7 protein-coding genes are annotated in these 12,530 nt (G+C 66.9%); 6 read left to right on the top strand and 1 reads right to left on the bottom strand.

What is annotated here, in order from left to right; translation table 11 throughout:
• Window positions 1–98 precede the first annotated feature (98 nt).
• From VC212_RS15365 to VC212_RS15355, 3 genes are read left to right on the top strand one after another with little or no spacing between them, the layout of a single operon-like run.
• On the top strand, window positions 99–758 hold the full coding sequence (locus tag VC212_RS15365; protein WP_323526269.1) for a TetR/AcrR family transcriptional regulator: 660 nt from the start codon (window positions 99–101) through the stop codon (window positions 756–758).
• Between the two features lie 14 nt (window positions 759–772).
• Window positions 773–2,089 carry an efflux RND transporter periplasmic adaptor subunit gene (locus VC212_RS15360; protein WP_055851751.1) on the top strand — a complete coding sequence of 439 codons (1,317 nt, stop codon included), beginning with the start codon at window positions 773–775 and terminating at the stop codon, window positions 2,087–2,089.
• A gap of 12 nt (window positions 2,090–2,101) precedes the next feature.
• Window positions 2,102–5,272: a multidrug efflux RND transporter permease subunit gene (locus tag VC212_RS15355; RefSeq protein ID WP_055851747.1), complete on the top strand. Its 3,171-nt coding sequence runs from the start codon at window positions 2,102–2,104 to the stop codon at window positions 5,270–5,272.
• 642 nt (window positions 5,273–5,914) lie between these two features.
• Here VC212_RS15355 and VC212_RS15350 read toward each other — a convergent pair.
• A complete protein-coding gene (locus VC212_RS15350; protein ID WP_115553990.1) occupies window positions 5,915–6,913 on the bottom strand; it encodes a LacI family DNA-binding transcriptional regulator in 999 nt (332 codons plus the stop codon).
• Between the two features lie 161 nt (window positions 6,914–7,074).
• Here VC212_RS15350 and ptsP point away from each other — a divergent pair, with 161 nt between their 5' ends.
• The 3 genes from ptsP to VC212_RS15335 all read left to right on the top strand — a co-directional run bounded on the left by ptsP (window position 7,075) and on the right by VC212_RS15335 (window position 12,434).
• Window positions 7,075–9,591, top strand: a complete 2,517-nt coding sequence (gene ptsP, locus VC212_RS15345; RefSeq protein ID WP_323526268.1) for a phosphoenolpyruvate--protein phosphotransferase — start codon at window positions 7,075–7,077, stop codon at window positions 9,589–9,591.
• A complete protein-coding gene (gene pfkB / locus VC212_RS15340) occupies window positions 9,588–10,544 on the top strand; it encodes a 1-phosphofructokinase (RefSeq protein ID WP_323526267.1) in 957 nt (318 codons plus the stop codon). The genes ptsP and pfkB overlap by 4 nt, the downstream gene beginning before the upstream one ends.
• 150 nt (window positions 10,545–10,694) lie before the next feature.
• Window positions 10,695–12,434, top strand: a complete 1,740-nt coding sequence (locus VC212_RS15335; RefSeq protein ID WP_323526266.1) for a fructose-specific PTS transporter subunit EIIC — start codon at window positions 10,695–10,697, stop codon at window positions 12,432–12,434.
• The last annotated feature ends 96 nt before the right edge of the window (window positions 12,435–12,530 follow it).

The following is a 12,530-nucleotide window of genomic DNA, read 5'->3' as shown; positions in this document are numbered from 1 at the left end:
AAGTCCGGTCGAATGCTTGGCACACAAGGCGTTGCGCAGACCAAACTGCGATCGTCAAGGCTGTTTAAAAACTAAACTGGACGGTATAGTCTACCGCCATGACTCCTCGTTCCCCCCGTGCTGCCCGGCGTTCGGACTGCGATCGCCGCATCCATGCTGCCGTGCATACGTTGCTTGCCGAGCGCGGCATGCGACTGAGCATGGACGCGGTGGCCGAGCGCGCCGGCTGTTCCAAGCAGACGCTCTACAGCTATTACGGTTGTAAAGAGAATCTGTTGCGCGATGTCCTGCAGGACCACGTGCACCTGGCCACGGTGCCGCTGGACGCGGTGTCCGGCGATCTGCGCGAAGATCTGCTGGCCTTCGCGCTGGCCCATCTTGACCGTCTGAACAGCCCGGATGTGTTACAGACCTGTCGTTTGGTGGAAGCCGAGTCGCACCGGTTCCCCGATCAATCCCAGCAGATCTTCCAGGAGGGCGTCGTCGGTATGCAGCAACGCCTGGCGCATCGCTTCGAGCAAGCGATGGCCACCGGCCAGCTGCGCCATGACGATCCGCACTTCATGGCCGAGCTGCTGCTCAGCATGATCGTCGGGCTGGATTTCGATCGCCAACGGTTTCAGGTTCCCCATCGCGCCGGCCTTGCCGCCAGGCAGCAGTGGGCGCAGTTCGCCGTCGATACCTTTTTGCGGGCGTTTGCCGCGGCCAACGCCGCGCCTGCGCTGGCCCCGCTTGCTCTTCTCACTTCAAGACCCTAACGGAGTTCCTCCTGATGATTGCCCCGCTCCGCACCTTCGGCCTGGCCTTGGCCATCACCGTGGCGCTCGCTGCCTGCAGCAAGCCCGAACAACAGCAGGCGCCGCCGCCGCCGGAAGTGTCGGTGCTGGAAATGAAGCCGCAGACGCTGCCGCTGGAACGCGACCTGGTGGGTCGCCTGTCGGCGTTCCGCTCGGCCGACGTGCGCGCCCGCGTAGACGGCGTGCTGCTCAAGCGCTTGTACACCGAAGGCACCGACGTCAAGGAAGGCCAGCCGCTGTTCGAGATCGATCCGATGCCGCTGCGTGCCACGCTGTTGCAGGCACAGGGCCAGCTGGCCGCCGCGCAGGCGACCTACGCCAACGCCCAGGTCGCCGCCAAGCGCGCGCGCAGCCTGGCGCCGCAGCAATACGTCTCGCGCGCCGACATCGACAACGCCGAAGCCACCGAGCGCTCCTCCGGCGCCAACGTGCAGCAGGCGCGTGGCCTGGTCGAGTCCGCTCGCATCCAGCTCAGCTTCGCCAGCGTCACCTCGCCGATCACCGGCCGTGCCGGCATTCAGCGGGTCACCGAAGGCGCGCTGGTCGGCTCGGGTGAAGCCACCCTGCTGACCACGGTCGACCAGATCGACCCGCTGTACGTGAACTTTGCGATGAGCAGCGAAGAACTCGCCGCGCTACGCCAGGCGCAGAGCAGCGGCAACGTGCAGCTCAGCGGCGACGGCAAGTCCACCATCAACGTGGAGCTGGGCAACGGCACCCTGTACCCGCACCCCGGCACGCTGGACGTGTCTGCGGTGACGGTGGACCCGAGCACCGGTGCGGTGTCGCTGCGCGCGACCCTGCCCAACCCGGAACTGGCGCTGCTGCCGGGCGCATTCGTCACCTTCAAGGCCAGCCTGGGGCAGCGCAACAATGCCTACCTGCTGCCGCAGCAGGCGCTGCAGCGCGACGCGATGGGCGCCTATGCATTGGTGCTGGGCAAGGACGGCAAGGTGGTGCGCAAGAACCTCACCGTCGACGGCCAGCAAAAGGGCCAGTGGATCGTGACCGGCGGCGTGACCCCGGGCGACCAGATCATTGTCGATGGCGTGCAGAAGGCCAAGGAAGGTCAGCCGGCCAAGGGCGTGCCGTGGGATCCGAACAAGCCGGCCGCCGGTGGCCAGCCGGGGCAGCCCGGTGCACCTGGCGCGGCTCCGGCCGCAGGCCAGGCTGACGATGCGAAGGCCGCACCGGCTGCAAACGCAGCCGATGCCGCGGCGCCGGCAGCGCAGGAACAGCCCAAGCAGGATGCGGCCGCGCAACCGGCCGACTCCCAGTCCAAGCAGCAGTGACGGAACCCGGACATGCCTAAGTTTTTTATCGAACACCCGATCTTTGCCTGGGTGGTGGCGATCCTGATCTCGCTTGCGGGCGTGATCTCGATCCTGAATCTGGGTATCGAGTCGTACCCCACGATCGCCCCGCCGCAGGTCACCGTCACCGCCAACTTCCCCGGTGCCAGCGCCGATACCGCCGAAAAAGCGGTGACGCAGGTCATCGAGCAGCAGCTCACCGGTATCGACCACCTGCTGTACTTCAACTCCTCATCGGCCTCCAACGGCCGCGTGACCATCACCCTGACCTTCGAAACCGGCACCGACGCGGATATCGCGCAGGTGCAGGTGCAGAACAAGGTGTCGTTGGCCACGCCGCGCCTGCCGTCCGAAGTCACCCAGCAGGGTGTGGTGGTGGCCAAGGCCAACGCCGGCTTCCTGATGGTGGCGGCACTGCGGTCGGACAATCCGTCGATCAACCGCGATGCGCTCAACGACATCGTCGGCTCGCGCGTGCTCGAGCAGATTTCGCGCGTTCCCGGCGTCGGCAGCACCAACCAGTTCGGCGCCGAGTACGCGATGAACATCTGGTTGAACCCGGAGAAGCTGCAGGGCTACAACCTGTCGGCCACCCAGGTGCTGACCGCAGTACGTAACCAGAACGTGCAGTTCGCGGCCGGTTCGGTCGGTGCCGACCCCACGCCGCAAGGCATCAGCTTTACTGCCACGGTGTCGGCGGAAGGGCGCTTCAGCTCGCCGGAAGAGTTCGAGAACATCATCCTGCGCACCGACAACAACGGTGCAACGGTGCGCCTGAAGGATGTCGCGCGGGTCACCGTGGGGCCAAGCAACTACGGCTTCGATACCCAGTACAACGGCAAGCCCACCGGTGCCTTCGGTATCCAGTTGCTGCCGGGCGCCAACGCACTGAACGTGTCCGAGGCGGTCGGTGCCAAGCTCGACGAACTGCAGCCCACCTTCCCGCAGGGCGTGACCTGGTTTGCGCCGTACGAATCGACCACCTTCGTGCGCATCTCCATCGAGGAAGTGGTGCACACGCTGGTAGAAGCCATCGTGCTGGTGTTCCTGGTGATGCTGCTGTTCCTGCAGAACTTCCGCGCTACGGTCATCCCGACCCTGGTGATTCCGGTGGCGCTGCTGGGCACCTTCTTCGGCATGTACGCCATCGGCTTCACCATCAACCAGCTCACCCTGTTTGCGATGGTGCTGGCGATCGGCATCGTGGTGGACGATGCGATTGTGGTGATCGAGAACGTCGAACGCATCATGAGCGAGGAGCATCTGGAGCCGAAGGCGGCCACGCAGAAGGCGATGACCCAGATCACCGGCGCGGTGGTGGCCATCACCGTGGTGCTGGCGGCGGTGTTCATCCCCTCCTCGCTGCAGCCCGGCGCCTCCGGTGCGATCTACAAGCAGTTCGCGCTGACCATCGCCATGTCGATGGGTTTCTCCGCGTTCCTGGCGCTGACCTTTACGCCGGCGTTGTGCGCCAGCTTCCTCAAGCCCACCCATTCGGACAAGAAGAACTGGGTCTACCGCACCTTCGACAAGTACTACGACAAGCTGGCGCATCGCTATGTCGGCGTGGTGGGTCACACGCTGAAGCGCTCGCCGCCGTGGATGATCGTGTTCGTGGTGTTGGTGGTGCTGTGCGGTTTCCTGTTCACCCGCATGCCGGGCAGCTTCCTGCCGGAAGAAGATCAGGGTTTTGCGGTGGCCATTGTGCAGTTGCCGCCGGGCGCCACCAAGATCCGCACCAACGAAGCGTTTGCGCAGATGCGTGCGGTGCTGGAAAAGCAGCCGGCCGTGGAAGGCATGCTGCAGATTGCCGGCTTCAGCTTCCTGGGCTCGGGCGAAAACGTCGGCATGGGCTTCATCCGGCTCAAGCCGTGGGACGAGCGTGACGTCACAGCCGAGCAGTTGATCCAGCAACTCAACGGTGCCTTCTACGGCATCAAGGGCGCGCAGATCTTCGTGGTCAACCTGCCGACCGTGCAGGGCCTTGGCCAGTTCGGCGGCTTCGACATGTGGCTGCAGGATCGCTCCGGCGCAGGCCAGGAAGCCTTGACCCAGGCGCGCAATATCGTGCTGGGCAAGGCAGCGCAAAAGGCCGACACCATGGTGGGCGTGCGCCCGAACGGCCTGGAAAACTCGCCGCAGTTGCAGCTACATGTGGACCGCGTGCAGGCGCAGTCGATGGGTCTGGAAGTCAGCGACATCTACAGCTCGATCCAGCTGATGCTGGCACCGGTGTACGTCAACGACTATTTCTCCGAAGGCCGCATCAAGCGCGTCAACATCCGTGCCGACGATCAGTTCCGTACCGGCCCCGAGTCGCTGCGCAACTTCTTCAGCCCGAGTACGACGGCGGTGGGTGCCGATGGCCAGCCCGGCATGATTCCGCTGAGCAACGTGGTCAAGGCCGAATGGACGTACGCCTCGCCGGCGCTGAATCGCTACAACGGCTATTCGGCGGTGAACATCGTCGGTAACCCTGCCCCGGGCGGTAGCTCCGGTCAGGCGATGACGGCGATGGAAGAGATCGTCAACAACGATCTGCCGCCGGGCTTCGGTTTCGACTGGAGCGGCATGTCGTATCAGGAAATCATTGCCGGTAACGCGGCGACGCTGCTGCTGGCATTGTCGGTGGTGGTGGTGTTCCTGTGCCTGGCCGCACTCTACGAGAGCTGGTCGATTCCGGTGGCGGTGCTGATGGTGGTGCCGATCGGCGTGCTGGGTGCGATCGTGTTCTCGATGCTGCGCGGCCTGCCGAACGATCTGTACTTCAAGATCGGCATGATCACGGTGATTGGTCTGGCGGCAAAGAACGCGATCCTGATCGTGGAATTTGCGGTGGAGCAGCGCGCGGCAGGCAAGACCCTGCGCGAGGCGACCCTGGAAGCGGCGCACCTGCGTTTCCGCCCGATCCTGATGACCTCGTTCGCCTTCATCCTGGGTGTGTTGCCGCTGGCGATCTCCACCGGTGCCGGCGCCAACTCGCGTCATTCCATCGGCACCGGCGTGATCGGCGGCATGGTATTCGCCACCGTGCTCGGCGTGATCTTCATCCCGCTGTTCTTTGTGGTGGTGCGCCGCATGCTGGGCGACAAGCTGGACGAGCAGTCCAAGGAGTATCTGGTCGCACAGAACGACTCCGGCACGCACCGTCCGGATCGTTGATCGATCGGTTGATTGCAAGACGAAAAGCCCCGGCACTGCCGGGGCTTTTTTGTTGTGCTGTCCTTGGCATGGGGAAGCACACCGCAGGCACCCGCACTAGCAACCTGCCGCGCAGGTCGCTACCCCCCACATGCAGTGCGACCGGCGCTGGCATTGTTGCGATCTGCCCTGGCATTGTTACGACCCGCACTGGCATTGCACTGTAGGAGCGCACCCGGGCGCGAACGCTTAACCGGTAACGCCCGTCGCGCCCAGGTGCGCTCCTACGAGGTGGCATGATCGGAAACGCCAGCGCTCGTCACGTGCAGGTCGTTACTCGCACATGCGTTGCGATCCGCATTGGCATTGCACTGCAGGAGCGCGCCCGGGCGCGAACGCTCTACCGGTAACGTCCGTCGCGCCCAGGTGCGCTCCTACGAGATGACGATGATCGGAAACGCCAGCGCACGTCATGCGCAGGTCGTCACTCGCACATGCATTGCGATCCGCACTGGCATTGTTACGATCCGCACTGGCACTGCACTGTAGGAGCGCACCTGGGCGCGATGGGGCTTTATCGACCGCGATCAGGGCTGTCGGTAAGGCTCGGTCGCGCCCGGGTGCGCTCCTACGGTGCTGTATCGCTCGGTGCTGTATCGCTCGCTAGGTCTGATCGGGTGCACGGGCAGCGGTCGAACCGCGCACCACGCAACGCCCGGTCATGACCATGCGGCGGATCGGTAGCTGCGGGTTGCTCAGGCGTTCCAGCAGCAACGACATCGCGGCGCGACCCATGTCTTCGACCGGCTGTTCGACCACGGTGATGCCCGGTTCGACCAGGTCGGTCCAGCGCTCGTTGTCGAAGCCGGCCAGGGCCAGGTCCTGCGGCAGCCGCAGGCCGGCAGTACGCGCAGCTTTCAATGCGCCCATCAGCAGCAGGCTATTACTGGTGACGATGGCTTCGGGCCGACTGTCGCTTGCCAGCCACTGTTCCAATTCGACAATCGCCGCTTCGGCGGTCGGCGCCACTTCGCGGTAGTCCGGGGTCAGTCCTTGCATCCGCATCGCCGCCAGATAGCCGTCGCGACGCTCGGCCGCGGTGGTGCTGGTGCTGCCGAACAACCCGCCGATACGTCGGTACCCCTGTGCCTGCAGGTGCGTGACCAACTCGCCCATCGCCGCGGCGTTATCCAGTACCACGCTGTCGTAACGGCTGCCGGGGCCGGCACGGTCCACCAGCACCGTGGGGTAATCCAGGGCCAGTTCGTGCATGCGCCCCACCGTCACCCGGGTCGGGGCGAAGATCAGCCCGGTGATGCGCTCTTCCTGCATCAGCTCCAGATACAGCGCCTCGCGCTCGGGATCTTCATCGGTATTGCACAGGGTGACGCGCATACCGGCACGGTAAGCAACCTCTTCCACCGCACGGATGAGGGACGTGAAGTACGGGTTGCGGATATCGGCCACGATCACACCGAGGATGCCGGACTGCTGGGATCGCAATCGCCGCGCCATCAAATTGGGGCGGTAACCGGTCTGACGGACGGCCGCCTCGACCTTGGCACGCACCTCCTCGCTCACCGGGCCGGTGCCCAGCGCGCGCGAGACCGTGGACTTGGACACACCGGCCACCCGGGCCACGTCATTGATGCTGATACTCACTGGGACCGTTCCCGCTCCATTTGCGCACCTGAACCAGGCGCGGTGTCAGTTCCGATGCTAACCCGAAAGCACTACAAGGATTTTGTGCACTGCACATTGACCTGGATCGTGGGAACGTTCCCACTATACTTCCCAGCCTGATCCCCCTATCGGAGCCCGCCTTGTCTTCTCCGTCGCCAGCCCCCGTCACTCCCGAGCTCATCCGCCTGCGTGCTCACGCCCGCGACAAGGACGATGCCATCGCCCAGGCTGCGCAATTGCTGGTCGCCGCCGGCTGCGTGGCACCCGGTTACGACGCCAGCATGCGACGCCGCGAAGGCCTGGCGAATACCTTCCTGGGCCATGGCCTGGCCATCCCGCACGGGGTGGGCGAAGACCGTCACCTGGTGCACCGCGACGGGATTGCGGTGCTGCAGCTGCCCGAGGGCGTGGAATGGAACCCCGGCCAGATCACCCGGTTGGTGGTGGGCATCGCCGCCCAATCCGACACCCATATCACCCTGCTGCGCCGGCTGACCCGGTTGATCCAGGACCCGGCGCAGCTGGAAGCGCTGTTCACCACCGACGACCCCGGCGTGATCGTGGCCGCACTCACCGGCGACCGCGCCCCCGACACCAGCGCCGCGCCAGCCACCGATCTGGCCGAACGCTTCGAGTGGACCATCGCCTACCCCAGCGGCCTGCACGCGCGCCCGGCCACGCGCTGGGCCGAAACCGCGCGCGGTTTCTCTGCGCGTGCGCAGGTGCGTGCCGGCGACCAGGCCGCCGATGCCAAGAGTCTGGTCGGCCTGCTGCAGCTGGGCCTGCGTGCCGGCGACAGCATCACCGTCTCGGCCGAAGGCAACGATGCGGCGGCGCTGCTCAAGCGCCTGCGCGCGGTGATGGACAGCCTGACCGCACAAGAGAAGGCCGATGCCGAACGTGCCGCGCAACGCCGCGCTGCACCGGTGGTCGGCTGGACCCCGCCGCAGGCGCAGCCGGCCATCGTCGGCATCGGCGCCAGCCCGGGCGTGGCGATCGGCATCGTGCACCGCCTGCGTGCGGCGCAGACCGAGGTGGCCGATCAGCCGGTCGGCCTGGGCGATGGCGGCGCACAGCTGCACGATGCGCTGACCCGCACCCGCCAGCAGCTGGCGGCGATCCAGGACGACACCCAGCGCCGCCTTGGCGCCTCGGACGCGGCCATCTTCAAGGCCCAGGCCGAGTTGCTCAACGACACCGACCTGATCACCCGCACCTGCCAGCTGATGGTTGAAGGCCATGGCGTGGCGTGGTCCTGGCACCAGGCAGTGGAACAGATCGCCTCCGGCCTGGCCGCGCTGGGCAACCCGGTGCTGGCCGGCCGCGCGGCCGACCTGCGCGATGTCGGCCGCCGCGTGCTGGCCCAGCTCGACCCATCTGCAGCGGGCGCCGGTCTGACTGATTTGCCCGACCAGCCCTGCATCCTGCTGGCCAGCGACCTGTCGCCGTCGGACACCGCCAACCTGGACACCGCACGTGTGTTCGGCCTGGCCACCGCACAGGGCGGCCCGACCTCGCACACCGCGATCCTGTCGCGCACCCTGGGCCTGCCGGCGCTGGTCGCAGCCGGCGGCCAGTTGCTGGAGATCGAAGACGGCGCCACCGCCATCATCGACGGCAGCAGCGGGCGCCTGTACATCAACCCGTCCGCGCAGGATCTGGACGCGGCACGCACCCACATCGCCGAACAACAGGCCATCCGCGAGCGCGAAGCCGCGCAGCGCGCCTTGCCGGCCGAAACCACCGACGGCCACCACATCGACATCGGCGCCAACGTCAACCTGCCCGACCAGGTGGCGATGGCACTCACCCAAGGTGCCGAAGGCGTCGGCCTGATGCGCACCGAGTTCCTGTTCCTGGAAAGCGGCAGCACGCCCACCGAAGACGAGCAGTACGCGACTTATCGCGCCATGGCGCAGGCCTTGGACGGCCGCCCGCTGATCGTGCGTGCGCTGGACATCGGCGGCGACAAGCAGGTGGCGCATCTGGAATTGCCGCACGAAGAAAACCCGTTCCTGGGCGTGCGTGGCGCGCGCCTGCTGCTGCGTCGCCCCGACCTGCTGGAGCCGCAGCTGCGAGCGCTATACCGCGCGGCCAAGGACGGGGCGCGGCTGTCGATCATGTTCCCGATGATCACCTCGGTGCCGGAGCTGATCGCCTTGCGCGAAATCTGCGCACGCATCCGCGCCGAGCTGGATGCACCGGAGGTTCCGATCGGCATCATGATCGAAGTGCCGGCCGCCGCCGCGCAGGCCGACGTGCTGGCGCGGCATGCGGACTTCTTCTCGATCGGCACCAACGACCTCACCCAGTACGTGCTGGCGATCGACCGCCAGAACCCGGAGCTGGCCGCCGAAGCCGACAGCCTGCATCCGGCGGTGCTGCGCATGATCCGCAGCACCATCGACGGCGCGCGCAAGCACGAGCGCTGGGTTGGCGTGTGCGGCGGCCTGGCCGGCGATGCGTTCGGCGCCAGCCTGCTGGCCGGCCTGGGCGTGCAGGAACTGTCGATGACGCCCAACGACATCCCCGCGGTGAAGGCGCGCCTGCGGGCATCTTCGCTCGGCCAATTGCAGCAGTTGGCCGAGCAGGCGCTCAATTGCGAAACCGCCGAGCAAGTGCGCGCTTTGGAAGCCAAGCGCGAGGGCATGGCATGAGCTTGCAGGCCCTCACCGTCACACTGAACCCGGCGATCGACCAGACCATCCGGCTCGACAGCCTGCAGCCCGGTGCAGTGCATCGCGCCAGCAGCGTGCGTAACGATGCCGGCGGCAAGGGCATCAACGTGGCTGCGTGCCTGGCCGATTGGGGCACCGATGTGGCCGCACTTGGCGTGCTCGGCGGCGGCAATGCCGGCGTGTTCGAAGCGCTGTTCCGCGAGCGCGGCATCGTCGACCACTGCCAGCGCGTGGCCGGCGAAACCCGCACCAATCTCAAACTGGTGGAAGCGCGCAGCAACGACACCACCGACATCAATCTGCCCGGCCTGCAACTGACCAGCGCGCATCTGCAAAGCGTGGCCGATCAACTCGCGCCGCTGCTACGCCCCGGCCTGCCGGTGGTGTTGTCCGGCAGCCTGCCGGCCGGCCTGCCCGACGACAGCTGGGCGCAGCTGCAGGCGCAGGCCGGCGCCGCCGGTGCCCGCGTGCTGCTCGATACCAGTGGCGCACCGCTGGTGGCCGCACTGAGCGCAGCACGCGATGCGCTGCCTTACGCGGTCAAACCGAATCGCCACGAACTGGAAGCCTGGGCCGGCCGCCCGCTCGCCGATCGCGCCGCACTCAGCGCCGCTGCGCACGAACTGCTGGCACGCGGCATCCAGCTGGTGGTGATTTCGATGGGCACCGACGGTGCGTTGTTCGTGCAGCGCGACCAGCGACTGATCGCGCGTCCGCCACGCCTGGCGCACGGCAGCAGCGTTGGCGCAGGCGATGCGATGGTGGCCGGCCTGGCCGCTGCGCTGCTGGATGCGAGCACCGATCTGGAGCAGTGCGCGCGGCTGGCCACGGCGTTTTCGATGTGTCGGCTGGAAAGCGGCGACGCGCGCAGGCTCAGCGCCGACGGCGTGCGCCGTGCTGCGGCCGACGTCGTGATCGAGACGCTGTCGTGAACGCTGCCTTCCACAAGACGGCGACCGGCACGCAGGTGTCCGCGGCTTATTCCGACCGCAGTCGTCCCGGCACGCGCCACCCGCACGCGTAACGCCCCCAATTCCCCCCGCCGGCCACACCGGCGACCGCAATACAGCAGGAGTTTTGCCATGTCCTCTTCCATCGTGGTCATCGCCGCCGGCGAACGCAGCACCGAAGCCGTTCTGGCGGCCGAGGCGCTGCGCCGCGCGGCCACCGCCGCAGGGCGCAGCGTGACGATCGAAATCCGCAGCGACCAGGGCGTGCTCGGTGCGCTACCGACTGAACTGACCAGCGGTGCCGCGCAGGTCCTGATCGTCGGCGACGCCGATGCCGACACCGCACGCTTCGGCGACGCACAACTGCTGCAGCTGAGCCTGGGCGCGGTACTGGACGACCCGGCCGCCGCCGTCAGCCAGCTCGCCGTGCCCACCGCGACCACTGCATCGGCAGCGACCGACGCATCCGGCGCAGGCGCCAAGCGCATCGTTGCGATCACCTCCTGCCCCACCGGCATCGCGCACACCTTCATGGCCGCCGAAGGCCTGCAGCAGGCCGCAAAGAAGCTCGGCTACCAGATGCGCGTGGAAACGCAGGGCTCGGTCGGCGCACAGGATGCATTGACCGACGAGGAAATCCGCGCGGCCGACGTTGTCATCATCGCTGCCGACCGCGAAGTGGACCTGGCCCGTTTCGGTGGCAAGCGGCTGTTCAAGAGCGGCACCAAGCCGGCGATCAACGATGGCCCCGCACTCATCCAGAAGGCGCTGGCCGAGGCCGGCGTGCAGGGCGGCGCAGCACCGGTCGCAGGCTCCAGCGCCACATCGGATAGCAAAAGCAACGGTCGCACTGGCGCCTACAAACACCTGATGACCGGCGTGTCGTTCATGCTGCCGTTCGTCACCGCCGGCGGCCTGTTGATCGCGCTGGCATTCGCGCTGGGCGGCATCTATGCCGGCGACGACGCGCACCAGGGCACGTTGGCCTGGTCGCTGTTCCAGATCGGCGCCAAAGCCGGCTTCACCTTGATGGTGCCCGCGCTGGCCGGTTACATCGCCTACTCCATCGCCGACCGCCCCGGCATCGCGCCCGGCATGATCGGCGGGCTGGTCGCGGCCAATCTCAATGCCGGTTTTCTCGGCGGCATCATCGCCGGCTTCATCGCCGGCTACGGCGTGGCCGCGCTCAATCGCTACATCAAGCTGCCGCGCAACCTGGAAGGACTCAAGCCGGTATTGATCCTGCCGGTGCTCGGCACCCTGTTGGTCGGTCTGGCGATGATGTACGTGTTCGGCCAACCGGTCGCCGACCTGCTGGCCTGGCTCACCGCCTGGTTGCGCGGCATGCAAGGTAGCAGCGCGCTGCTGCTGGGCCTGTTGCTGGGCGGCATGATGGCCTTCGACATGGGAGGGCCGGTCAACAAGGCCGCCTACGCGTTTTCCACCGGCCTGATCGCCAGCCAGGTCTACACCCCGATGGCCGCGGCCATGGTGGCCGGCATGACCCCGCCGCTGGGCATCGCGCTGGCCACCTGGCTGTTCCGCAACCGCTTTACCGTCGAAGAACGCGGCTCGGCCACCGCCGCCGGCGTGCTCGGGCTGGCCTTCGTCACCGAAGGCGCCATCCCGTATGCCGCGCGCGACCCGTTGCGCACCATCCCGGCGCTGATGATCGGCTCGGCCGTGGCCGGCGCGATTTCGATGTCGGTCGGCGCCGAGCTCAAGGCTCCGCATGGCGGCATCTTCGTGCTGCTGATTCCCAATGCCGTCACCCACCTGGCGATGTATGTGCTGGCACTGCTGGCCGGCGTGGCAGTCACCGCGATTGCGCTGCGCGTGCTCAAGAAGCCGGTCGCCGACGTCATCGCCTGACGTCAGCTCCCTGCGGCGGCCGATGGCCGCCGCATCCGACGCGCCGGATGCGCGTCACCCCTGATCGATCACCGCTGCGCCGCGTACCGATGTGCG

Source organism: Xanthomonas sp. WHRI 8932A (genome assembly GCF_035012785.1).
Lineage (GTDB): Bacteria > Pseudomonadota > Gammaproteobacteria > Xanthomonadales > Xanthomonadaceae > Xanthomonas.
The sequence above is the reverse complement of the archived record's forward strand: the minus strand, read 5'-3'. Positions and strand labels throughout refer to the sequence as shown.